This is a genomic window from uncultured Bradyrhizobium sp., from assembly GCF_936928535.1.
Lineage (GTDB): Bacteria > Pseudomonadota > Alphaproteobacteria > Rhizobiales > Xanthobacteraceae > Bradyrhizobium.
Window position 1 is genome coordinate 18717 of record NZ_CAKZHY010000076.1, and the last position, 22005, is coordinate 40721.

Sequence of the window (22005 nt, forward strand, 5' to 3'; positions counted from 1 at the left end):
CCGGGGTTTGGGTGAGCCACCTTACCCAAAAAACCTAGTCATTTTCACCGACGGATAGGCGGCGTGGCCTCTGCGCCGCAGTCTCAGAACTGCTGCCCTGCAAAATTGTGGCCGGCCTTGCTGGGTCCTGCGATCTGCTCCATACCAGCGCGGGGTGATTCCGGGATTTCCGCCGGTTTGGGAGCAGCAAAGGGCCTGAAAAGAGCGTGTCTTGCGCCCATTGGTGCACTGCGCTAAGGCTCAGAATAATTCCAAATCGGACGAATCCGTGGCTGTCCCGAGGCTGCGGGAAAAAGGGCTCGTCAATGAGCGGCATTCTACAGAACTATCTTCCACTCGTCGTATTCATAGGGGTAGCGGCCATCATCGGCCTCGTGCTCCTGATCGCGCCCTTCATCGTGGCGTTCCAGCAGCCGGATCCGGAAAAGCTGTCGGCGTATGAGTGCGGTTTCAACGCCTTCGACGATGCCCGCATGAAGTTCGACGTCCGCTTCTATCTGGTCGCCATCCTCTTCATCATCTTCGACCTCGAAGTGGCGTTCCTGTTTCCGTGGGCGGTGGCGTTCGGCAAGCTCGGCGCGACCGGCTTCTGGTCCATGCTGGTGTTCCTCGCCGTGCTGACGGTGGGCTTCGCCTATGAATGGAAGAAAGGCGCACTCGAATGGGATTGAACCCTGTATCGTCCTCCGGTCCGGTCGTCGCACCGGCCCCGAAGGGCATCCTGGACCCGTCGACCGGCAAGCCGGTCGGGGCCAATGATCCGTTCTTCCTCGAGGTCAATTCCGAGCTGTCGGACAAGGGCTTCTTCACGGCTGCAACCGACGACCTCATCACCTGGGCGCGTACCGGCTCGCTGATGTGGATGACCTTCGGTCTCGCCTGCTGCGCGGTCGAGATGATGCAGGTGTCGATGCCGCGCTACGACGTCGAGCGCTTCGGCTTTGCCCCGCGTGCCTCGCCGCGCCAGTCCGACGTGATGATCGTCGCGGGCACCCTGACCAACAAGATGGCGCCGGCGCTGCGCAAGGTCTACGACCAGATGCCGGAGCCGCGCTACGTCATCTCGATGGGCTCCTGCGCCAATGGCGGCGGCTACTATCACTATTCCTACTCGGTCGTGCGCGGCTGCGACCGTATCGTGCCGATCGACATCTACGTGCCGGGTTGCCCGCCGACCGCGGAAGCGCTGCTCTACGGCGTGCTGCTGCTGCAGAAGAAGATCCGCCGCATCGGCACCATCGAACGCTAAGGTTTTACGTCATGGACGACGCCAAGCTCGACGCCCTCGGCCAGACGATCGTGAGCGCGCTTCCGGGCGCTGCCACCGGTTATCATGTGGTCTTCAACCAGCTCACGGTTGATGTCGAGGCCAGCAAGATCGTCGAGGTGGTCAAGTACCTCCGCGACGATCCGAACTGCCGTTTCGTCAACTTCACCGACATCACGGCGGCCGACTATCCGTCGCGCGAAAAGCGCTTCGACGTGATCTATCACTTCCTGTCACCGACCCTGAACACGCGCATTCGCCTCAAAGCCCAGGCCGACGAGACCACGCAGGTGCCGTCGCTAATCGAGGTGTTCCCCGGCGCCGACTGGTTCGAGCGCGAGGCCTATGACCTCTACGGCGTGTTCTTCGTCGGTCATCCCGACATGCGCCGCATCCTCACCGATTACGGTTTCGAGGGGCATCCGTTGCGCAAGGATTTCCCGCTCACCGGCTTCCTCGAGGTCCGCTACGACGACCAGGAGAAGCGGGTGGTGTACGAGCCCGTCCGGCTCAACCAGGAATTCCGCAAGTTCGACTTTTTGTCTCCCTGGGAAGGCGCTGACTATCCGGTGCTTCCGGGCGATGAAAAAGCAGGACCGAAGGTCTGATCATGAACGAGCAACCTGAACAGCTTCGCAACTTTACGATCAACTTCGGACCGCAGCATCCGGCGGCGCACGGCGTTCTTCGTCTTGTGCTTGAATTGGATGGTGAGGTCGTTGCGCGCGTCGACCCGCACATTGGTCTCTTGCATCGCGGCACCGAAAAACTGATCGAGCAGAAGACCTATCTGCAGGCGATCCCTTATTTCGACCGGCTCGACTACGTCGCGCCGATGAACCAGGAGCACGCCTTCTGCCTCGCCGCCGAAAGGCTGCTCGGCATCGAAGTGCCGCGCCGCGGCCAGTTGATCCGCGTGCTCTATTGCGAGATCGGCCGCATTCTCTCGCACCTTCTCAACGTCACCACGCAGGCGATGGACGTCGGCGCGCTGACCCCGCCGCTGTGGGGCTTCGAAGAGCGCGAGAAGCTGATGGTGTTCTACGAGCGCGCCTCGGGCAGCCGCATGCATGCGGCCTTCTTCCGCGTCGGTGGCGTGCATCAGGACCTGCCGCAGAAGCTGGTCGACGACATCGAGGCCTGGTGCGATCCGTTCCTCAAGGTCGTGGACGATCTCGATCGTCTGCTCACCGCCAACCGCATCTTCAAGCAACGCAACGTCGACATCGGCGTGGTGCCGCTGAAGGAAGCCTGGGAGTGGGGTTTCTCGGGCGTGATGGTGCGCGGCTCGGGCGCGGCCTGGGACCTGCGCAAGTCGCAGCCCTATGAGTGCTACGCCGAAATGGATTTCGACATTCCGATCGGCAAGAACGGCGACTGCTACGACCGCTATCTGATCCGCATGGAAGAGATGCGCCAGTCCGTGCGCATCATGCGGCAGTGCATCCAGAAGCTGAACGCGCCTGACGGGAAGGGGCCCGTTGTCGTCGAGGATAACAAGGTCGCGCCGCCCCGTCGTGGCGAGATGAAGCGCTCGATGGAAGCGCTGATCCACCATTTCAAGCTCTACACCGAAGGCGTGCATGTGCCGGAAGGCGAGATCTACGCCGCGGTCGAGGCGCCCAAGGGCGAGTTCGGCGTGTATCTGATCTCCGACGGCACCAACAAGCCCTACAAGTGCAAGATCCGAGCGCCGGGCTTTGCCCATCTGCAGGCGATGGACCACATCTGCCGCGGCCATCTGCTCGCCGACGTCTCGGCCATTCTCGGCTCGCTCGACATCGTGTTCGGAGAGGTCGATCGGTGATGGCGCAGGCGCCAATCCAGTTTGACCGCGCCTCGGGGGCCCTTGAAGGGGCCAACCTGTGGGAGCGGACGGCTGCCTTGGCGCTGGTGACGGGATCGAAGATCTCGTCGCACTTCTCGCATATGGGCTACATCGCCTGCGCGAATTTGCTGCGGAAAACGCTGCCCGAGCGCAACATCGCGATCAAGCTGAACCCGGACGCCGTGTTCGAATTCCCCTACGGCGACGGCTATTGGAGCAAGCTGCTCAACCGCTCGTACAATTACGAGGACGAGCTGGAGCTGTTGTTCACGGACTCCATCGACGTCGACTACACGCTGCTCGATTGCGGCGCCAATTACGGCTACTGGTCTGTGCTGGTGTCGAGCAAGCCGTTCGGCGCGCACAAGTCGATCGCGATCGAACCGTCGGGCCAGAACTATCCGAAGCTTGCCAACAATGCTGATATCAACGGCAATCGCTTCGAGACCATGAAATGCGCGATCGGCGCCGCCCGCGGCACCGCGCGTCTGTCAGGCACCAAGCACGAAGCCTTCAGCATCGCCGGCGATGCATCGGCTGGTGGTGAGGAAGTGCCTGTCCTCGCGCTGGATAACCTCATCGACGACGGCAAGATCGCGGCATCGGGCAAATACCTGATCAAGCTCGACGTCGAGGGCGTCGAGATCGAGGCGATCAAGGGCGGCGCCCGGCTGCTCGAAACCGACAGCGTCATCATGTGCGAGGAGCACGGCAGCGACCGCTCGCACGCGGTGTCGCGCTACATCCTCGAACAGACCCCCCTAAAGCTGATCGTGCTCGATCCGAGCACTAACCGGCTGGAGACCGTGACCGAGCTGTCGATCCTCGACCGCATCAAGGTCTCGACCCATGTCGGCTACAACGTTTTCGGCACCGCAAGCGCGTTCTGGCAGGACAGGATCAACGCCCTGAATGCCAAAACCGCGCGCCGTATGCAGTGAGAGATAAGACATGTCCGTTCGCCGATTAGCACCGAAGGAAGTCCAGCCCGCGAGCTTCGCGTTCACGGAGGAGAACCTCGCGTTCGCCAAGCAGCAGATCGCGAAATATCCGGCCGGTCGGCAAGCCTCGGCTGTGATCGCCATTCTTTGGCGGGTCCAGGAGCAGCACGAGGGCTGGGTGTCGGAAGCCGCGATCCGCGCCGTCGCCGACCTGCTCGAGATGCCCTATATCCGCGTGCTCGAAGTCGCGACCTTCTACACGATGTTCCAGCTCGCTCCCGTCGGCAAGAAGGCCCACGTCCAGGTCTGCGGCACCACGCCGTGCCGGCTGCGCGGCGCCGAAGACCTCATCCATGTCTGCGAGAGCCGCATCCATCACGATCCCTTCCATCTCTCCAAGGACGGCAATTTCAGCTGGGAAGAGGTGGAGTGTCTGGGCGCCTGCGTGAACGCGCCGATGGTGCTGATCGGCAAGGACACCTATGAGGACCTGACCGCGGAGAGCTTCGGCAAGGTGCTCGACGGTTTTGCTTCGGGCAATCCGCCGAAGCCCGGTCCGCAGAACGGCCGCCAGTTCTCCGCACCGATGGGTGGGCCGACCACGCTGAAGGAGACCTCCTGATGGGTCTTCCGCCCAAAGCAAACCGGAGGAGCGAAGCCATGAACAAATGGGGCTTCGTCGCCATGCACTCCGCGCTCGCTGCCACCTTCATGTTCCTGCTGCAGCGCTTCGTGCTGAACGCGACGCAGGAATCCAGTCTGCTCTGGGCGCTGACCTTCGCCGTCTGCGCCGCCGGGCTTGCCTACAAGCAGGCCAATCGTTGATCGGAAAGCACTGACATGCTCGAGGACAAGGACCGCATCTTCAAGAACCTCTACGGCCTCCATGATTGGGGGCTCGAGGGTGCGCGGCGCCGCGGCGCCTGGGATGGTACCAAGACCATCATCGACAAGGGCCGCGACTGGATCATCAACGAGATGAAGGCCTCGGGCCTGCGCGGCCGCGGCGGCGCCGGCTTCCCGACCGGTTTGAAATGGTCCTTCATGCCGAAGGAATCGACCGACGGACGGCCGAGCTATCTCGTCGTCAACGCCGACGAGTCCGAGCCGGGCACCTGCAAGGATCGCGAGATCATGCGGCACGATCCGCATCTCTTGATCGAGGGCTGCCTGATCGCCAGCTGTGCGATGAACGCGCACACCTGCTACATCTATGTCCGCGGCGAGTTCATTCGCGAGCGCGAGCATCTGCAGGCCGCGATCGACCAGGCCTATGACGCCAAGCTCGTCGGCAAGGACAACGTCAACGGCTGGCCGTTCGACATCTACGTTGCGCACGGCGCCGGCGCTTACATCTGCGGTGAAGAGACTGCGCTGCTCGAAAGCCTCGAAGGCAAGAAGGGCCAGCCGCGCCTGAAACCGCCGTTCCCGGCCAATGTCGGCCTGTTCGGCTGCCCGACCACCGTGAACAACGTCGAGTCCATCGCAGTTGCGCCCGACATCCTGCGTCGTGGCGCCGCCTGGTTCGCCGGCATCGGCCGTCCGAACAATGTCGGCACGAAACTCTTCTGCATCTCCGGTCACGTCGAGCGGCCCTGCAACGTCGAAGAGGCCATGGGCATTCCGTTCCGTGAGCTGATCGACAAGCATTGCGGCGGCATCCGCGGCGGCTGGGACAACCTCAAGGCCGTGATCCCCGGCGGCTCCTCCGTGCGCATGGTGCCGGCCGAGCAGATCATCGACACGCCGATGGATTTCGACAGTCTCAGCAAGGTGCGCTCGGGCCTCGGCACCGCGGCCGTGATCGTGATGGACAAGTCGACCGATCTGATCCGCTCGATCGCCCGCATCTCCTATTTCTACAAGCACGAGAGCTGCGGCCAGTGCACGCCGTGCCGCGAAGGCACGGGCTGGATGTGGCGCGTGCTGACCCGCATGGCCGAAGGCCGCGCCCACAAGCGCGAGATCGACATGCTGCTCGAGGTGACAAAACAGGTCGAAGGCCACACCATCTGCGCGCTCGGCGACGCAGCCGCCTGGCCGATCCAGGGCCTGATCGCGCATTTCCGTCATGAGATCGAAGCGCGCATCGACCAGTATTCGCACAAGGCCGACATCGACGATGCCGGCGTCCGCGATCCCGTGAACATGGTCGCGGCGGAGTAGAGAGAATGACCAAGCTCATCATCGACGGCAAAGAGATCGATGTCCCCGCCGAGTACACGCTGCTTCAGGCGTGCGAGGCGGCCGGTGCCGAGATTCCGCGCTTCTGCTATCACGAGCGCCTGTCGATCGCCGGCAATTGCCGGATGTGCCTCGTCGAGGTGAAGGGCGGCCCCAAGCCGGTCGCATCCTGCGCCTGGGGCGTGCGCGATTGCCGTCCCGGCCCGAAAGGCGAGCCGCCGGAGATTTCGACGCGTTCGCCGATGGTGAAGAAGGCACGCGAAGGCGTGATGGAATTCCTTCTGATCAACCATCCGCTGGACTGCCCGATCTGCGACCAGGGCGGCGAGTGCGATCTGCAGGACCAGGCGATGGGCTATGGTGTCGACACCAGCCGCTTCGCCGAGAACAAGCGCGCGGTCGAGGACAAATATCTCGGCGCGCTTGTCAAGACCTCGATGAACCGCTGCATCCAGTGCACGCGCTGCGTCCGCTTCTCGGCGGAAGTCGCCGGTGCGCCCGAGATGGGTGCGACCGGTCGCGGCGAAGACATGGAGATCACGACCTATCTCCAGCACGCGCTGACCTCGGAACTGCAGGGCAACCTCGTCGACATCTGCCCGGTCGGCGCGCTGACCTCGAAGCCTTATGCATTCGCGGCGCGTCCGTGGGAGCTCGGCAAGACCCAGTCGATCGACGTCATGGACGGCGTCGGCTCGGCCATTCGCGTCGACACCCGCGGCCGCGAAGTGATGCGCGTGCTGCCGCGCATCAACGAGGCCGTGAACGAGGAGTGGATCTCCGACAAGACCCGCCACATCGTCGACGGCCTGCGCACCCAGCGCCTCGACCGGCCCTATATCCGTGAAGCCGGCAAGCTGCGCGCGGCGAGCTGGCACGAAGCCTTTGCTGCGATCGCGGCCAAGGCGGCCCGCACCGACGGCAAGCGCATCGGCGCGATCGCGGGCGACCTTTCCGGCGTCGAAGAGATGTTCGCGATCAAGGATCTGCTGGCGAAATTCGGCTCGGCCAATCTGGCGGTGCAGGGCGGCGACGCCTTCGATCCCGCGCTCGGCCGCGGCTCCTACATCTTCAATCCGACGCTGGCTGGTGTCGAGCAGGCCGATGCGCTGCTCATCGTCGGCGCCAATCCGCGGAAAGAGGCGGCGGTGTTCAACGCCCGCATCCGCAAGCGCTGGCGCGCCGGCGGCTTCAAGGTCGGTGTGATCGGCGCCAAGGCCGATCTCACTTACGACTACGATCATCTCGGCGCAGGCACCGAGACGCTCGGTGAGCTCGCTGCCGGCAAGCATTCCTTCATGGACGTGCTGAAGAACGCCAAGAGCCCGATCATCCTGGTCGGCGCGGGCGCGGCCTCGCGCCACGACGGCGCTGCCATTCTCGCCGCCGCCGCCAAGCTCGCGCTCGACGTCGGCGCGGTGAAGGACGGCTGGAACGGCTTCGGCGTGCTGCACGAGACCGCTTCGCGCGTCGGCGCACTCGACATCGGCTTCGTCGCCGGTCAGGGCGGGCTGAACGCTGCGCAGATGACGACCTTCGGCACGCTGGACCTGCTGTTCCTGCTCGGCGCCGACGAGATCAAGGCGCCGGACGGCACCTTCGTCGTCTACATCGGCACCCATGGTGACCGCGGCGCGCATCGTGCCGACGTGATCCTGCCGGCGGCCGCCTATACCGAGAAATCCGCGATCTACGTCAATACCGAAGGCCGCGTGCAGATGACCGGTCGCGCCGCGTTCCCGCCGGGCGAAGCCCGCGAGGACTGGGCGATCATCCGTGCGCTCTCCGAAGCGCTCGGCAAGAAGCTCGGCTATGACTCGCTTGCCGCGTTGCGCCAGGCGATCTTCAAGGCCGTGCCGCATCTGATCCGCCTCGACCAGATCGAGGCCGGCTCCGCCGACCAGATCAAGAAACTGGCGGGGAAGGGCGGCTCACCGGAGAAGGCACCGTTCAAGGCCGTCGTCGAGGACTTCTATTTGACCAACCCAATCGCGCGTGCGTCCGCCGTGATGGCGGAATGCTCGCGGCTTGCCTCCGGGCAGATGCTGACCGCAGCGGAGTGAGCCGATGGAATTCTTCGAAAGCGCATTCTGGACCGGCTTCCTCTGGCCGCTGATCATCATGATCGCGGAGAGCGTGCTGGTGCTCGTCGTCCTGCTGGTGGCGATCGCCTATATTCTGCTCGCCGACCGCAAGATCTGGGCGGCGGTGCAGATCCGCCGCGGCCCGAACGTGGTCGGGCCGTGGGGCTTGTTCCAGTCCTTCGCCGATCTGCTGAAGTTCGTGCTGAAGGAGCCGATCATTCCGGCCGGCGCCAACAAGGGCGTGTTCCTGCTCGCGCCCCTGGTCTCCTGCGTGCTTGCGCTCGCGGCCTGGGCGGTGATCCCGACCAATCTCGGCTGGGTGATCTCCGACATCAATGTCGGCATCCTCTTCATCTTCGCGATCTCGTCGCTGTCGATCTACGGCATCATCATGGCCGGCTGGTCGTCGAACTCGAAATACCCGTTCCTTGCGGCGCTGCGTTCGGCGGCGCAGATGGTGTCCTACGAAGTCTCGATCGGCTTCGTCATCATCACGGTGCTGCTCTGCGCGGGCACGCTGAACCTGTCGGCCGTGGTTGAGGCCCAGCATGTCCGCGGCCTGGCCAGCCTGATCGGGCTGCCGCAGCTCACGATCCTGAATTGGTACGTCTGGCCGCTGTTCCCGATGTTCGTGGTGTTCTACGTCTCGGCGCTGGCGGAAACCAACCGTCCGCCGTTCGACCTGGTCGAAGCGGAATCCGAGCTGGTCGCCGGCTTCATGGTCGAATACGGCTCGACGCCTTACCTCTTGTTTATGCTTGGCGAGTACGTCGCGATCGTCACGATGTGCGCGATGGCGACCATCCTGTTCCTCGGAGGCTGGTTGCCGCCGGTGGACCTGCCGCCCTTCAACTGGGTGCCGGGGATCATCTGGTTCTCGCTGAAACTGTTCTTCATGTTCTTCCTGTTCGCGATGGCAAAGGCGATCGTGCCGCGCTACCGCTACGACCAACTGATGCGCCTCGGCTGGAAGGTCTTCCTGCCGCTGTCGCTGGCGATGGTGGTCGTGGTGGCCGGCGTGCTGCAGTTCGCCGGCATCGCGCCGAAGTGAGGGCCGTCATGGGTATCAACATCAACGCCACTGCACGCTCGCTCCTGCTGTCGGAATTCGTCTCGGCGTTCTTCCTCGCCATGCGCTATTTCTTCCAGCCGAAGCCGACGCTGAACTATCCGTTCGAGAAGGGCCCGATCTCGCCGCGCTTCCGCGGTGAGCATGCGCTGCGCCGCTATCCGAACGGCGAAGAGCGCTGCATCGCCTGCAAGCTGTGCGAGGCGATCTGCCCGGCTCAGGCCATCACCATCGAGGCCGGCCCGCGCCGCAACGACGGCACCCGCCGCACCGTGCGCTACGACATCGACATGGTGAAGTGCATCTATTGCGGCCTCTGCCAGGAGGCCTGTCCGGTCGACGCCATCGTCGAAGGTCCGAACTTCGAGTTCGCGACCGAGACCCGCGAGGAACTGTTCTATGACAAGGCCAAGCTGCTCGCCAACGGCGATCGCTGGGAACGCGAGATCGCGAAAGCGATCGAGCTCGACGCGCCGTACCGGTGAGGTGAGGGCATGATCCTTCCCGCCATCCTTTCGTCATTCCGGGGCGCGCGAAGCGCGAACCCGGAATCTCGCGCTACAATCTCTGGATTCCGGGTTCGCGCTGGCGCGCGCCCCGGAATGACGGGAGTTTCTCGATGATCCTTCCCGCGCTGTTCTTCTATCTCTTCGCCGCCGTCTGCGTCGCCTCGGCCGTGATGGTGATTGTCTCGCGCAATCCCGTACACTCCGTGCTGTACCTGATCCTGGCCTTCGTCAACGCATCGGGCCTGTTCGTGCTGATGGGCGCCGAATTCCTCGGCATGATGCTGATCGTCGTCTATGTCGGCGCGGTCGCGGTGCTGTTCCTGTTCGTGATCATGATGCTCGACGTCGACTTCCTCGAGCTGCGCGAAGGCTTCATCCAGTACCTGCCGGTCGGCGTGGTGATCGGCGGCATCTTTCTGTTCGAGCTGCTCCTGACCGTCGGCGCCTGGGTCATCAACCCGACCGTGAGCAAGACCATCACGGCACCGATCCCGACCAACGTCTCGAACACCGAGGCGCTCGGACTCGTGCTCTATACGAAGTACATCCACTACTTCCAGCTCGCTGGCATGGTGCTGCTGGTCGCCATGATCGGCGCCATCGTGCTGACGCTGCGCCACAAGGCGAGCGTGAAGCGGCAGGACATCAACGTTCAGAACGCACGTACGCCCGACATGGCGATGGCGATGCGCAAGGTGGCACCGGGGCAGGGGCTCTCGGACGCCGATGCGTCGGAGTGGGTGAAATGACGATCGGGCTCGGACACTATCTGGCGGTCGGCGCGATCCTGTTCACGCTCGGGATCCTCGGCATCTTCCTGAACCGCAAGAACATCATCGTCATCCTGATGTCGATCGAGCTGATCCTGCTCTCGGTCAACATCAACCTGGTGGCATTCTCGACCTTCCTCGGCGACATCGTCGGTCAGGTCTTCGCGCTGCTGGTCCTGACCGTTGCGGCTGCCGAAGCCGCGATCGGTCTCGCCATCCTGGTGGTCTATTTCCGCAACCGCGGCTCGATCGCGGTTGAGGACGTCAATCTGATGAAGGGCTGAGCTCTCAAATGGTTCAGGCAATCGTTTTCCTGCCGCTGCTGGGCGCCATTCTGGCCGGCCTGATCGCGCTCGTCGGCGCACATGGCCGCAATCCCTCGGGCGACGAGGTCGAGCATCACGGCGATCACGGCCATGGCGATGCGCATGCATCCGCGGCTCATGACGATCATGGGCACGACGATCACGCCCACGACGACCACGGCCCGGTCGAACCGGCGGCCGCGGGCTCGCGCGGCGCCGAGCTGATCACCACGGCACTGCTGTTCGTCTCGGCCGCGCTGTCCTGGATGACGCTGGTCGATGTCGGCTTCAACGGCCACGACGCCCGGTATCAGCTCTTGCCTTGGATCTTCTCCGGCGAGCTCGAGGTCTGGTGGAGCTTGCGCGTCGACACGCTCACCGCCGTGATGCTGGTGGTGGTCACGACCGTGTCCTCGCTCGTGCACCTCTATTCCATCGGCTACATGGACGAGGATCCGAACCGGCCGCGCTTCTTCGGTTATCTCTCGCTCTTCACCTTCGCCATGCTGATGCTGGTGACGGCCGACAACCTCGTGCAGATGTTCTTCGGCTGGGAAGGCGTGGGTCTGGCGAGCTATCTCCTGATCGGCTTCTGGTACCAGAAGCCGTCGGCGAACGCCGCCGCGATCAAGGCCTTCGTGGTCAACCGCGTCGGCGATTTTGGCTTCGCGCTCGGCATCTTCGCGATCTTCATGCTGACGAGCTCGACCGATTTCGAGACCATCTTCCATGCCGCGCCCGGCCTCACCGGCAAGACCATCGACTTCCTCGGCTGGCATGCCGATGCGCTGACGCTGACCTGCCTGCTGCTGTTCATGGGCGCGATGGGCAAGTCGGCGCAGTTCCTGCTGCACACCTGGTTGCCGGACGCGATGGAAGGCCCGACGCCCGTGTCGGCGCTGATCCACGCCGCGACCATGGTCACCGCGGGCGTGTTCATGGTGGCGCGCCTGTCGCCATTGTTCGAACTCGCCCCGAATGCCCAGGCCGTCGTGATGTTCTTCGGCGCCACCACGGCGTTCTTCGCCGCGACCATCGGTCTCGTCCAGAACGACATCAAGCGCATCGTCGCCTATTCGACCTGTTCGCAGCTTGGTTACATGTTCGTGGCGATGGGAGCAGGGGCCTATTCGGTCGGCATGTTCCATCTGTTCACGCACGCCTTCTTCAAGGCGCTGCTGTTCTTGGGCTCCGGCTCGGTGATCTACGCGATGCACCACGAGCAGGACATCCGCAACATGGGCGGCCTCTGGAAGAAGATCCCGTATACGTTCGCGGTAATGACCGTCGGCACGCTGGCGCTGACCGGCTTCCCGCTGTTCGCCGGCTACTTCTCCAAGGACGCGATCATCGAAGCGGCCTATGCCTCGCATAATCCGTTCTCGACCTATGCCTACCTGCTGACGATCGTGGCCGCCGGCCTGACCTCGTTCTATTCCTGGCGTCTGGTGTTCAAGACCTTCTTCGGCGAACCGCACGACCAGGAGCATTACGAGGCCGCGCATGAGAGCCCGATCTGGATGCTGATCCCGATCGGCGTGCTGGCCGTCGGCTCGGTTCTTGCCGGCTTCCCGTTCAAGGAGCTGTTCACCGGACCGCACGGCGTGGAGGAGTTCTTCCGCGACTCCGTGAAGATGAACCCGCACATCCTCGAGGATATGGAGCACATGCCGCATCTGCTCGGCTGGCTGCCCTTCGTGATGATGGTCGGTGGGTTCCTGGTGTCCTACACCTTCTACATCCGCAAGCCCTACCTCCCGGTCGAGCTCGCGAACACGCAGCCGATGCTCTACAAGTTCCTGCTCAACAAATGGTACTTCGACGAGCTCTACGACCTCATCTTCGTCCGTCCGGCGAAGTGGATCGGCTACCAGCTCTGGAAGAAGGGCGACGGCTTCATCATCGACGGCTTCGGCCCCGACGGCATTTCGGCCCGCGTGCTGGATGTCACCCGCAACGTCGTGAAGATCCAGACCGGCTATCTCTATCACTACGCATTCGCCATGCTGATCGGCGCCGCCGGCCTGATCACCTGGTTCATGTTCGGCTTTGGAGGCCAGTAAATGACAACCTGGCCCATCCTTTCGGTCACGACGTTCCTGCCGCTGGTCGGCGCGCTGATCGTTTACCTGAGCCGCGGTGATGACGAGGCGAGCAAGCGCAATTCGCGCTGGATCGCGCTGTGGACCACGCTGATCACCTTCGCGGTGTCGGTGATCCTGGTCATGCGTTTCGATCCCGGCAATGCCGACTTCCAGTTCGTGGAAAAGTCGGCCTGGCTCGCCACCGGCATCACCTACCACATGGGCGTCGACGGCATCTCGCTGCCGCTGGTGATCCTGACCACCGCAATCATGCCGTTCTGCATCATCGCGAGCTGGAAGGCGATCACGAACCGCGTCCGCGAATACATGATGGCGTTCCTGATCCTGGAAACGCTGATGATCGGCACCTTCTCGGCGCTCGATCTCGTGCTGTTCTATCTGTTCTTCGAAGGCGGCCTGATCCCGATGTTCCTGATCATCGGCGTCTGGGGCGGTCCGCGCCGGGTCTATGCGTCGTTCAAGTTCTTCCTCTACACGCTGCTCGGCTCGGTCTTGATGCTGCTCGCCATCATGGCGCTGTACTGGAACGGCGGCACCACCGACATCCCGACCCTGATGCACACCGCCGTGCCGCGGTCGTTGCAGACCTGGGCCTGGCTCGCCTTCTTCGCCTCCTTCGCGGTGAAGATGCCGATGTGGCCGGTGCACACCTGGCTTCCCGATGCGCACGTCGAGGCGCCGACCGCGGGCTCCGTGGTGCTCGCCGCGATCCTCCTGAAGATGGGCGGCTACGGCTTCCTGCGCTTCTCGCTGCCGATGTTCCCGCTGGCTTCGCATGACTTCGCGCCGCTGATCTTCACCATGTCCGCGATCGCCATCATCTACACCTCGCTGGTGGCCTTGATGCAGGAGGACATGAAGAAGCTGATCGCGTACTCCTCGGTCGCGCACATGGGCTTCGTCACCATGGGCATCTTCGCCGGCACCATGCAGGGTGTCGCCGGCGGCATGTTCCAGATGATCTCGCACGGCATCGTCTCCGGCGCGCTGTTCCTCTGCGTCGGTGTCGTCTACGACCGCCTGCACACCCGCGAGATCGCGGCCTATGGCGGCCTCGTCAACCGGATGCCGCTCTACGCGCTGACCTTCATGGTCTTCACCATGGCCAATGTCGGTCTGCCCGGCACGTCAGGCTTCGTCGGCGAGTTCATGACCCTGCTTGGCACCTTCAAGGTCTCGATCCCGACCGCGTTCTTTGCCACGACAGGCGTGATCCTTTCGGCCGCCTACGCGCTGTGGCTCTACCGCAAGGTCGTGTTCGGTGCGCTGGTCAAGCCGACGCTGACGAGCATGAAGGATCTCACCTTGCGTGAATGCGTGATCCTGTTCCCGATGATCGCGCTGACGATCCTGTTCGGCGTCTATCCGAAGCCGGTGCTCGACATGTCGGCCGCGTCGGTCCAGCAACTCGTCAATAATTACAACACCGCTGTGACGGCCGTGAAGGCCGCCGCACTGCTCCAGTGATCGGGCAGGTCAGGATATCGCCATGAGCATTACGACTGCAGGTTATCAACTGGCGCCGGTGCTGCCCGAGCTCGTGCTCGCAATCGGCGCCATGGCGCTTCTGATGCTCGGCGCTTATCGCGGGCAGGGGACCACCGGCACGGTCACGACGCTCGCCGTGCTGCTGCTGATCGTGGTCGGCGTGCTCGAATACATGGTGCCCGCGGGCAAGCAGGTGACCTTCGGCGGCAGCTTCATCGTCGATGACTTCGCCCGCTTCATGAAGATCCTGGCGCTGATCGGCTCGACGGTGACGCTGATCCTGTCGACCGAGTTCCTGGCGGACGCCTCGCGGCGCATCTTCGAATATGCGATCCTGGTGCTGCTTTCGACGCTCGGCATGATGGTGCTGATCTCGGCCGGCGATTTGATCTCGCTCTATCTCGGCCTCGAATTGATGTCGCTCGCGCTCTATGTCGTGGCGGCCTCAAACCGCGACAATGCCAAGTCGACCGAAGCCGGGCTGAAGTATTTCGTGCTGGGCGCGCTGTCGTCAGGCATGCTGCTGTACGGCGCCTCGCTGGTTTACGGCTTCACCGGTACGGTCAGCTTCGCCGGCATCGCAACGGCCGCGACCGCTGCGAATGTCGGCCTGGTGTTTGGCCTGGTGTTCCTGCTCGCCGGCCTTTGCTTCAAGGTCTCGGCCGTGCCCTTCCACATGTGGACGCCGGACGTGTACGAGGGCGCACCGACCCCGGTGACCGCGTTCTTCGCCTCGGCGCCGAAGGTCGCAGCGCTCGCCGTCTTCACCCGAGTCACGCTGACTGCATTCCCCGGCATCGTCTCGCAGTGGCAGCAGATCCTGGTGTTCGTGGCGATCGCCTCGATGGTGCTCGGCTCGTTCGCCGCGATCGGCCAGAGCAACATCAAGCGCCTGATGGCGTATTCCTCGATCGGCCACATGGGCTTTGCCCTGGTCGGCCTTGCCTCCGGCACGGTCGAGGGCGCGCAGGGCGTCTTGATGTACATCGTGATCTATGTCGCGATGACGCTCGGCTCGTTCTCGATCATCCTCGCCATGAAGCGCAACGGTCAGGCCGTCGAGCAGATCAGCGATTTCGCAGGTCTCTCCCGCACCAATCCGCTGCTCGCCTTCATGTTCGCGATGCTGCTGTTCTCGCTCGCGGGCATTCCGCCGCTCGCCGGCTTCTTCGCCAAATGGTACGTCTTCGTCGCCGCCATCAAGGCGAATTTGTTCACGCTCGCCGTGATCGGCGTGCTCTCCAGTGTGGTGGGCGCCTACTACTATCTGACCATCGTCAAGACGATGTATTTCGACGAGCCGGCCGGTCAGGTCGATCCTGTCCGGTTCGAGGTCAAGTCGGTGCTGGCGGTTGCGGGCCTGTTCAACATCCTTTTCGCGCTGTTCGCGGGCCCGGTGGTGAGCGTCGCCTCCGCCGCAGCCAAATCGCTGTTCTAGGATGGGATTCGCGCTCGGTCCTCGCGCATTGGCCGCAGGCTACAAGCTCGCCGCCCTTGAACGGACCGGCTCGACCAATGCTGACGCCATCGAAGCCGCCCGCGCAGGCGAGCGCGGCCCGATCTGGTTCGTCACCTCAGAGCAGACGGCCGGCCGCGGCCGCCGCCAGCGTCCCTGGATCGCACCCAAGGGCAATCTGGCCGCCAGCGTCCTCGAAGTCCTCGACATCGCCCCGGCGGTTGCGGCCACGATCGGCTTTGCGGCCGGGCTCGCCGAGGAGGCTGCCCTCGAGAAGGTCAGCCTCGAGGCCGTGCTGCGGCTCGGCGAGGGGAGGCCGCGCTACGCCCTGAAATGGCCGAACGACGTCCTGGCCAACGGCAAGAAGCTGGTCGGCATTGGCCTTGAGGCCGAAGCCGTCGGCGATCGCCTCGCCATCGTCGTGGGCATCGGCACCAACATCGTGGCGGCGCCGGAGGGCACGCCGACACCGGCCGTGTCGCTGGCCGCCCTCGGCGTCCAGATCAGCGCGGAGGAGCTGTTCTCGGCCCTCTCGGACGCCTGGGTCGAATTCCGTGGCATTTGGGACAATGGCCGCGGCTTTGCCGAAATCCGTAAGCTGTGGCTGGAGCGGGCGGCCCGACTTGGCGAGCCGATCGCGATCCACACGGGAATCATGGTGATTGAAGGCATTTTCGATACGATCGACGAGACCGGCTGCCTGATCGTCCGCACCTCCGAGGGCCGCCGCGTGCCGATCGCGGCCGGCGAGGTCTTCTTCGGCCCGGTCCGTTCGGTGGGAGCTGCGTGATGGCGAGGCCTGACGAACTGGTGTTTGCGCCCCTCGGCGGTGTCGGCGAGATCGGCATGAACCTGTCGATCTACGGCCTTGGCAACCGCCACCAACGCGCCTGGCTCGCGGTCGATCTCGGCGTCTCCTTCGGCGACGAGGAGCATCTGCCCGGCATCGATCTGATCATGCCGGACATCTCCTTCCTGGAGAAGGAACGCAAGAACCTGATGGGCCTGGTGCTGACCCATGCCCATGAGGATCATTTCGGCGCCATCATCGACCTCTGGCCGAAGCTGAAATGCCCGATCTACGCGACGCAGTTCAGCGCGGCGCTGTTCGAGGCCAAATGCGCCGCCGAGCGCAATGCGCCCGTCATCCCGGTTACGGTGGTTCCGTCAGGCGGTCGCATCGATGTCGGCCCATTCAACATCGAGTTCATCCCGGTCGCACATTCGATTCCGGAAGCGCATGCGCTGGCGATCCACACCGACGCCGGCGTGGTGCTGCACACCGGCGACTGGAAGATCGACCCGACCCCGACGCTGGGACGTCCGACCGACGAGAAGCGGCTGCGCGAGCTCGGCGAGGAGGGCGTGCTCGCTTTGATCGGCGATTCCACCAACGCGGTGCGCGACGGTCGTTCGCCGTCCGAGGCCGAAGTCGCCCGCACGATCATCGATCTCGTCAAATCAGCGAAAGGCCGTGTGGCGGTCACGACGTTCGCCTCCAACGTGGCGCGCATCAAGGCCGTGGCTGACGCGGCAAAGGCGGCGGACCGCGAGGTCGTGGTGGTCGGCCGCGCCATGGAGCGCGTGGTGCAGGTCGCGCGCGAGACCGGCTATCTCGACGGCGTGCAGAATTTCCGCTCGCCCGAGGTCTACGGCCATCTGCCGCAGGACAAGGTGCTGGCGCTGTGCACCGGCAGCCAGGGCGAACCGCGCGCTGCGCTCGCCCGCATCGCCAATGACGATCATCCCGAGATCACGCTCAACCGCGGCGACAGCGTGATCTTCTCCTCGCGCACCATTCCAGGCAACGAGAAGGCGGTCAGCTCGATCGTCAACAATCTCGTGCTCCAGGGCGTCGAGATCATTACCGACCGCGACGCTCTGGTTCACGTGTCGGGCCATCCCCGCCGCGACGAATTGCGCGATCTGATTTCCTGGGTGAAGCCGCAGCTGCTGATCCCGGTCCATGGCGAAGCCCTGCACCTGAACGAGCACGCAAAACTCGCGCGCGCGGCCGGCGTGCCGCGCGTGCTGGTCATCCGCAACGGCGACCTCGTCAAGCTCGGCCCCGGCGATCCCGGCGTAGTCGGCGAGGTGCCGTCGGGTCGGCTCTACAAGGACGGCACCATCCTGGAAGACGCAAAATCCCGCGCGGTGGTCGAGCGCCGCCGCATGGCGTTCTCCGGCTGCGCCTTCGTCGCCATCGCCATGACCGCGCAGGGCGAGCTGGCCGACGAGCCCGAGGTCGATCTGGTCGGCATCCCCGAGAAGAACAGGGCGGGCGAGCTGTTCGACGACATCGTCTTCGATGCCGTGATGTCCACAGTCGAAGGCCTGCCAAAGGCGCGCCGCAGGGATCCGGACGCGCTGGCGGAATCGGTACGGCGCGCTGTCCGGGCCGTCATCAATGAACATTGGGGCAAAAAGCCCCCCTGTCTGGTTCACGTCCTGACAGTGTAGGTTGGGCGTGGTCTTTCGGATCATGCCCTGAGGGAGAACAAACATGCTGGGTCGCCTCAATCACGTCGCGATCGCGACCAAGGATGCCGTCAAGGCCGCGAGGATCTACGGGACGGCGTTCGGTGCCCAGATCTCCGAGGCCGTGCCGCTGCCCGAGCATGGCGTCATCACGGTGTTCGCGACGCTTCCCAACACCAAGATAGAGTTCATCGAGCCGCTCGGCGAAGCGTCCCCGATCGCAAAATTCGTTGAGCGCAATCCCGATGGCGGCATCCACCACGTCTGTTACGAGGTCGTCGACATCATCGCCTCGCGCGACACGCTGGTGAAGGAGGGCGCGCGCGTGCTCGGCGACGGCGTGCCGAAGTTCGGCGCCCACGGCAAGCCGGTGCTGTTCCTGCACCCGAAGGATTTTTCCGGCGCGCTGGTCGAAATCGAGCAGGCATAAGTCCAGATCATGGCCGCCCAGATTTCAACCGCGCTCGCGATCTACTTTGTCATCTGGTGGATCGCGCTGTTTTTGACGCTGCCGTTCGGCGTGCGCAGCCAGCACGAGGACGGCGGCGGCGCGCCCGGCACCGACCCCGGCGCACCCGTTCTGACCGGCATGAAGCGCAAGCTGATCTGGACCACGATCATCTCTGCGATCATCTATGGTCTCGGCGTTGCCGCCTATCACGCCGGCTATCTCTCGCTCGACCGTCTCTCGAGATTGATGGGAATGCCGTTTTAGGAGAGTAAGGGACCAGGGATGTCAACCAAGCTCGTCATTGCGAGCGCAGCGAAGCAATCCAGAATCCCGCCGCGGCAAGACTCTGGATTGCTTCGCTGCGCTCGCAATGACGGCGGAGATAGTTCGTATATTGGGGGATGAATGACTTTTCAGAGGATTATCGTCGCGCTTCTGGTGCTTGTTGTCGCCGGTCTCGGGGCCATCGGTTATTTCGAATGGAAGATGGCTGTGCAGGTGCGAACGCTCAAAGCGTTCGTCGAGGGCTACGTCTTCAATGACGCCGTGATGGCCTGCGAGCAGGCCAAGAGCTCGACTCCATTCAAATGGAACGGCGGAAAGAGCACCTCGGTGATCGGCCTGAACTCGGTCAAGCTCGATAAATACACCGTCAGTGCCAGCTACACGCTGGTAGCGGACAACGTTTATTGTGATTACGATCCCATCAAAAGAAAGGCCGAGATCGGCTCGAGCTTCCTGGAGCGGGAGTAACGATCCGGCCCATTCATCGGATTGGATTGTCATGGCGCACGGGCAGGGGGATTACAGGATTCTTCAGGAAGCAGCCCTGCGGGATTATCTCGCGGGTCTGCCTGACCTCAAGGCGCTGCTCGGCGGCGAGCCGGCTTCCTGGGCGATCACCGAGGTCGGCGACGGCAATCTCAATCTTGTCTTCATCGTGAAGGGGGCAAGCGGCGGCATCGCCGTGAAGCAGGCGCTGCCTTACGTCCGCCTCGTCGGCGAGAGCTGGCCGCTGCCGCTGTCGCGGGCGCATTACGAATATCTCGCTTTGTCCCGGCAGGCCGCCCTGGCGCCCGGACTTGTGCCGGCCTTGCTGCACCACAACGAAACGCTCGCGCTCACCGTGATGGAGCTGCTCGAGCCGCACATCATCATGCGCAAGGGTCTGGTCGCTGGCACGCGTTACCCGCGTTTCGTCGACGACATCACCACCTTCATGGCGCGGACGCTGTTCTTCACCTCCGATCTGGCGCTCACCGCTGCCGAAAAGAAGGAAGCCATTGCTGCCTTCGCCGGCAATCATGCGCTGTGCAAGATCACGGAGGATCTGATCTTCACCGATCCCTACCGGACCGCAGAGCAGAACCGCTGGACCGCGCCTTATCTCGACGGCCTTGCGGCGGCCTTGCGCGAGGACATGGAGCTGCATGTCGCGATCAGCAGGCTGAAGCTGAAATTCATGGCGAGCCCTGAAGCACTGCTGCATGGCGATCTCCACACCGGCTCGATCATGGCAACAGCGTCGGAGACGCGGGTGATCGACCCGGAATTCGCCTTCTACGGTCCGATGGGGTTTGACGTTGGTGCCGTGCTGGCCAACCTGCTGATGGGCTATTTCGCCTCCGCCGGTCATGAGCGCGCGCCGGGCGAGCGACGCGAATTCGAGACCTGGGTGCTGGAGACGGTCGACCAGGTCTGGAACGAGTTTTCGCGAAAATTCCTCGACCTCTGGCGTTCCGAGGCCAGCGGCGATGCCTATCCGGTCTCGCTGTTTACCGGCCAAAAGGGCGCGATGCGCCTCGAGGCCGAGCGGCAGGCCTACATGCAACGCCTGTTCACCGACACCGTTGGTTTCGCCGCGGCCAAAACCATCCGCCGCATCTTCGGCCTCGCCCACAACATCGATTTCGAGCTGATCGAGGATCCCAGGAAGCGAGCGATCAGCGAAGCCCGCGCCGTCAGGCTCGCGCGCGGGATGATGGTGGAGGCAGCGGCGTTCCGGACCATCGCCGACGTCACCGGTGCTGCGCGAAAGCTGCGGGACTGGCAGCCCGAGCTGTCCGGCTGACGGAGCGCTTCTTTGCGCGCCGTCATAGCGAGCAGCGCGCTCCACACTCCGTCATTGCGCTCGCAATGACGAGGGGAGAGAGCGTCGCGTTCAATACAGCCCTATCGGGAGCGGAGCGCCGTCCGGGCCGACCAGCAGGCCCCAGGTCTCATTGGCGGCGACCTCGAGCTCCCGGCTCTGGGTTGCGCTGCTCTCGGTCATGATCGTGATCGTGTGCTTGCCCGGCGGCAGGGCGATCTTTGGGATGTCTGACTTTTCGCTCGCAGCATCGTCGCTGTAGATCAGCTTTTCGCCCGCATGCGCAGCGAGGCTGATGGTTTGCTCATCGACGGTGACATCGGCCGCATCATCCGTCTCGTTGCCGAGCATCAGTTTCACTTGCCCCTGATTGGGCTGGATGCCCGCCGCCACGGGCCAAGGCTTGCGCAGCGACAGGTCCACGATCGTCTTGTTGTCCTGGCGGAGGAGCCGGAGCGTCGCCGGTCCGTCTGACGTCGTGAAGGCGACCTCGGCCCTGTCGGGCGCGATCACCGCGCTATCGGTCTCGGTCCAGCCGCGCTGTTCGAGCGCGGCGCGATAGAAGCCGAGTACGGCCGCGAGATCGAGCGGCGTCTCGACATGAGCAGACCTGATGAAGGACGCGTTCTTCGCGGTCATCAGCTCCCAGCCGGCTGGCAGCGGCAGACCGGCATCCGACATTTTGGCTTCGAAGGTGCGGCCTGCGGCCCGCGCCAGAATTCCGAGAGCGCCGCAGATCAGCCGTTCGCCCAGATAGTCCGGGACGCAACGGTTCCTGGTCGCCCACCAGGTTTGGTCGACGGCCGCGTCGAAGCCCGTGCTGCGATACCAGCCGACGTGGATGCCGTCAGCGGCGCTGCCCTTGGCCGGATCCGGCGTGACCGGGATCGCCAAGGCAGCCGTCGCAGCCATAAGGCAGGCCGCGACCAAGATACCTAATGCTCGGCGCATCATTTTTTCGCTTTTCCCTGCAGCTCGGAC

23 protein-coding genes are annotated in these 22005 nt (G+C 63.8%); 22 read left to right on the forward strand and 1 reads right to left on the reverse strand.

Annotated features, from left to right (window positions below; all coding sequences use genetic code 11):
- Window positions 1–305: 305 nt before the first annotated feature.
- The 22 genes from Q0687_RS11610 (at window position 306) to mtnK (ending at window position 21006) form a co-directional block, all read left to right on the forward strand.
- Window positions 306–671, forward strand: a complete 366-nt coding sequence (locus Q0687_RS11610; protein ID WP_092290902.1) for an NADH-quinone oxidoreductase subunit A — start codon at window positions 306–308, stop codon at window positions 669–671.
- Window positions 662–1249, forward strand: coding sequence for an NADH-quinone oxidoreductase subunit B (locus Q0687_RS11615; RefSeq protein ID WP_298876312.1), 588 nt, complete (start codon window positions 662–664; stop codon window positions 1247–1249). Before Q0687_RS11610 ends, Q0687_RS11615 begins: the two co-directional genes overlap by 10 nt.
- 11 nt (window positions 1250–1260) lie before the next feature.
- Window positions 1261–1875 carry an NADH-quinone oxidoreductase subunit C gene (locus Q0687_RS11620; protein WP_298876315.1) on the forward strand — a complete coding sequence of 205 codons (615 nt, stop codon included), beginning with the start codon at window positions 1261–1263 and terminating at the stop codon, window positions 1873–1875.
- Between the two features lie 2 nt (window positions 1876–1877).
- A complete protein-coding gene (locus tag Q0687_RS11625) occupies window positions 1878–3074 on the forward strand; it encodes an NADH-quinone oxidoreductase subunit D (protein ID WP_298876318.1) in 1197 nt (398 codons plus the stop codon).
- Window positions 3074–4036 (forward strand): FkbM family methyltransferase, encoded by a 963-nt coding sequence (locus Q0687_RS11630; RefSeq protein ID WP_298876320.1) that lies wholly within the window; start codon window positions 3074–3076, stop codon window positions 4034–4036. Before Q0687_RS11625 ends, Q0687_RS11630 begins: the two co-directional genes overlap by 1 nt.
- Window positions 4037–4046: 10 nt before the next feature.
- On the forward strand, window positions 4047–4658 hold the full coding sequence (gene nuoE / locus Q0687_RS11635) for an NADH-quinone oxidoreductase subunit NuoE (protein WP_298876323.1): 612 nt from the start codon (window positions 4047–4049) through the stop codon (window positions 4656–4658).
- Window positions 4659–4696: 38 nt separating this feature from the next.
- The gene (locus Q0687_RS11640; RefSeq protein ID WP_298876326.1) at window positions 4697–4861 is read left to right on the forward strand and encodes a hypothetical protein; all 165 of its coding nucleotides are present in this window, start codon (window positions 4697–4699) and stop codon (window positions 4859–4861) included.
- A gap of 15 nt (window positions 4862–4876) precedes the next feature.
- Window positions 4877–6202, forward strand: coding sequence for an NADH-quinone oxidoreductase subunit NuoF (nuoF, locus tag Q0687_RS11645; RefSeq protein WP_298876328.1), 1326 nt, complete (start codon window positions 4877–4879; stop codon window positions 6200–6202).
- Between the two features lie 5 nt (window positions 6203–6207).
- Entirely contained in the window at window positions 6208–8283 is a 2076-nt protein-coding gene (gene nuoG / locus Q0687_RS11650) for an NADH-quinone oxidoreductase subunit NuoG (protein WP_298876331.1), read from the forward strand.
- A gap of 4 nt (window positions 8284–8287) precedes the next feature.
- Entirely contained in the window at window positions 8288–9355 is a 1068-nt protein-coding gene (nuoH, locus tag Q0687_RS11655) for an NADH-quinone oxidoreductase subunit NuoH (RefSeq protein WP_128961317.1), read from the forward strand.
- 14 nt (window positions 9356–9369) lie between these two features.
- On the forward strand, window positions 9370–9858 hold the full coding sequence (gene nuoI / locus Q0687_RS11660) for an NADH-quinone oxidoreductase subunit NuoI (protein ID WP_027529879.1): 489 nt from the start codon (window positions 9370–9372) through the stop codon (window positions 9856–9858).
- 134 nt (window positions 9859–9992) lie between these two features.
- Entirely contained in the window at window positions 9993–10631 is a 639-nt protein-coding gene (locus Q0687_RS11665; RefSeq protein WP_298876341.1) for an NADH-quinone oxidoreductase subunit J, read from the forward strand.
- A complete protein-coding gene (gene nuoK / locus Q0687_RS11670; protein WP_008547737.1) occupies window positions 10628–10936 on the forward strand; it encodes an NADH-quinone oxidoreductase subunit NuoK in 309 nt (102 codons plus the stop codon). Before Q0687_RS11665 ends, nuoK begins: the two co-directional genes overlap by 4 nt.
- A gap of 8 nt (window positions 10937–10944) precedes the next feature.
- Window positions 10945–13020, forward strand: a complete 2076-nt coding sequence (gene nuoL, locus Q0687_RS11675; protein ID WP_298876344.1) for an NADH-quinone oxidoreductase subunit L — start codon at window positions 10945–10947, stop codon at window positions 13018–13020.
- On the forward strand, window positions 13021–14529 hold the full coding sequence (locus tag Q0687_RS11680; protein ID WP_298876347.1) for an NADH-quinone oxidoreductase subunit M: 1509 nt from the start codon (window positions 13021–13023) through the stop codon (window positions 14527–14529).
- Between the two features lie 22 nt (window positions 14530–14551).
- Window positions 14552–15988: an NADH-quinone oxidoreductase subunit NuoN gene (gene nuoN, locus Q0687_RS11685; protein WP_298876350.1), complete on the forward strand. Its 1437-nt coding sequence runs from the start codon at window positions 14552–14554 to the stop codon at window positions 15986–15988.
- 1 nt (window position 15989) lies between these two features.
- Window positions 15990–16796 carry a biotin--[acetyl-CoA-carboxylase] ligase gene (locus tag Q0687_RS11690; RefSeq protein ID WP_298876354.1) on the forward strand — a complete coding sequence of 269 codons (807 nt, stop codon included), beginning with the start codon at window positions 15990–15992 and terminating at the stop codon, window positions 16794–16796.
- On the forward strand, window positions 16796–18466 hold the full coding sequence (locus tag Q0687_RS11695; RefSeq protein WP_298876357.1) for a ribonuclease J: 1671 nt from the start codon (window positions 16796–16798) through the stop codon (window positions 18464–18466). Before Q0687_RS11690 ends, Q0687_RS11695 begins: the two co-directional genes overlap by 1 nt.
- Window positions 18467–18509: 43 nt before the next feature.
- Complete coding sequence (gene mce, locus Q0687_RS11700) at window positions 18510–18914, forward strand: methylmalonyl-CoA epimerase (protein ID WP_298876360.1); 405 nt, start codon at window positions 18510–18512, stop codon at window positions 18912–18914.
- Window positions 18915–18923: 9 nt separating this feature from the next.
- A complete protein-coding gene (locus Q0687_RS11705) occupies window positions 18924–19199 on the forward strand; it encodes a DUF1467 family protein (protein WP_298876363.1) in 276 nt (91 codons plus the stop codon).
- A gap of 141 nt (window positions 19200–19340) precedes the next feature.
- Window positions 19341–19688: a hypothetical protein gene (locus tag Q0687_RS11710; protein WP_298876366.1), complete on the forward strand. Its 348-nt coding sequence runs from the start codon at window positions 19341–19343 to the stop codon at window positions 19686–19688.
- Window positions 19689–19719: 31 nt separating this feature from the next.
- The gene (gene mtnK, locus Q0687_RS11715; protein ID WP_298876369.1) at window positions 19720–21006 is read left to right on the forward strand and encodes an S-methyl-5-thioribose kinase; all 1287 of its coding nucleotides are present in this window, start codon (window positions 19720–19722) and stop codon (window positions 21004–21006) included.
- A 90-nt stretch (window positions 21007–21096) separates the two neighbouring features.
- Here mtnK and Q0687_RS11720 read toward each other — a convergent pair whose 3' ends face one another.
- On the reverse strand, window positions 21097–21936 hold the full coding sequence (locus Q0687_RS11720; protein WP_298876372.1) for a hypothetical protein: 840 nt from the start codon (window positions 21934–21936) through the stop codon (window positions 21097–21099).
- Window positions 21937–22005: the final 69 nt, after the last annotated feature.

Coding starts and splice junctions, on each gene's coding strand:
- Q0687_RS11610 (WP_092290902.1), top strand. CDS start 306: ATGAGCGGCATTCTACAGAACTATCTTCCACTCGTCGTATTCATAGGG.
- Q0687_RS11615 (WP_298876312.1), top strand. CDS start 662: ATGGGATTGAACCCTGTATCGTCCTCCGGTCCGGTCGTCGCACCGGCC.
- Q0687_RS11620 (WP_298876315.1), top strand. CDS start 1,261: ATGGACGACGCCAAGCTCGACGCCCTCGGCCAGACGATCGTGAGCGCG.
- Q0687_RS11625 (WP_298876318.1), top strand. CDS start 1,878: ATGAACGAGCAACCTGAACAGCTTCGCAACTTTACGATCAACTTCGGA.
- Q0687_RS11630 (WP_298876320.1), top strand. CDS start 3,074: ATGGCGCAGGCGCCAATCCAGTTTGACCGCGCCTCGGGGGCCCTTGAA.
- nuoE (WP_298876323.1), top strand. CDS start 4,047: ATGTCCGTTCGCCGATTAGCACCGAAGGAAGTCCAGCCCGCGAGCTTC.
- Q0687_RS11640 (WP_298876326.1), top strand. CDS start 4,697: ATGAACAAATGGGGCTTCGTCGCCATGCACTCCGCGCTCGCTGCCACC.
- nuoF (WP_298876328.1), top strand. CDS start 4,877: ATGCTCGAGGACAAGGACCGCATCTTCAAGAACCTCTACGGCCTCCAT.
- nuoG (WP_298876331.1), top strand. CDS start 6,208: ATGACCAAGCTCATCATCGACGGCAAAGAGATCGATGTCCCCGCCGAG.
- nuoH (WP_128961317.1), top strand. CDS start 8,288: ATGGAATTCTTCGAAAGCGCATTCTGGACCGGCTTCCTCTGGCCGCTG.
- Q0687_RS11665 (WP_298876341.1), top strand. CDS start 9,993: ATGATCCTTCCCGCGCTGTTCTTCTATCTCTTCGCCGCCGTCTGCGTC.
- nuoK (WP_008547737.1), top strand. CDS start 10,628: ATGACGATCGGGCTCGGACACTATCTGGCGGTCGGCGCGATCCTGTTC.
- nuoL (WP_298876344.1), top strand. CDS start 10,945: ATGGTTCAGGCAATCGTTTTCCTGCCGCTGCTGGGCGCCATTCTGGCC.
- Q0687_RS11680 (WP_298876347.1), top strand. CDS start 13,021: ATGACAACCTGGCCCATCCTTTCGGTCACGACGTTCCTGCCGCTGGTC.
- nuoN (WP_298876350.1), top strand. CDS start 14,552: ATGAGCATTACGACTGCAGGTTATCAACTGGCGCCGGTGCTGCCCGAG.
- Q0687_RS11690 (WP_298876354.1), top strand. CDS start 15,990: ATGGGATTCGCGCTCGGTCCTCGCGCATTGGCCGCAGGCTACAAGCTC.
- Q0687_RS11695 (WP_298876357.1), top strand. CDS start 16,796: ATGGCGAGGCCTGACGAACTGGTGTTTGCGCCCCTCGGCGGTGTCGGC.
- mce (WP_298876360.1), top strand. CDS start 18,510: ATGCTGGGTCGCCTCAATCACGTCGCGATCGCGACCAAGGATGCCGTC.
- Q0687_RS11705 (WP_298876363.1), top strand. CDS start 18,924: ATGGCCGCCCAGATTTCAACCGCGCTCGCGATCTACTTTGTCATCTGG.
- Q0687_RS11710 (WP_298876366.1), top strand. CDS start 19,341: ATGACTTTTCAGAGGATTATCGTCGCGCTTCTGGTGCTTGTTGTCGCC.
- mtnK (WP_298876369.1), top strand. CDS start 19,720: ATGGCGCACGGGCAGGGGGATTACAGGATTCTTCAGGAAGCAGCCCTG.
- Q0687_RS11720 (WP_298876372.1), bottom strand. CDS start 21,936: ATGGCTGCGACGGCTGCCTTGGCGATCCCGGTCACGCCGGATCCGGCC.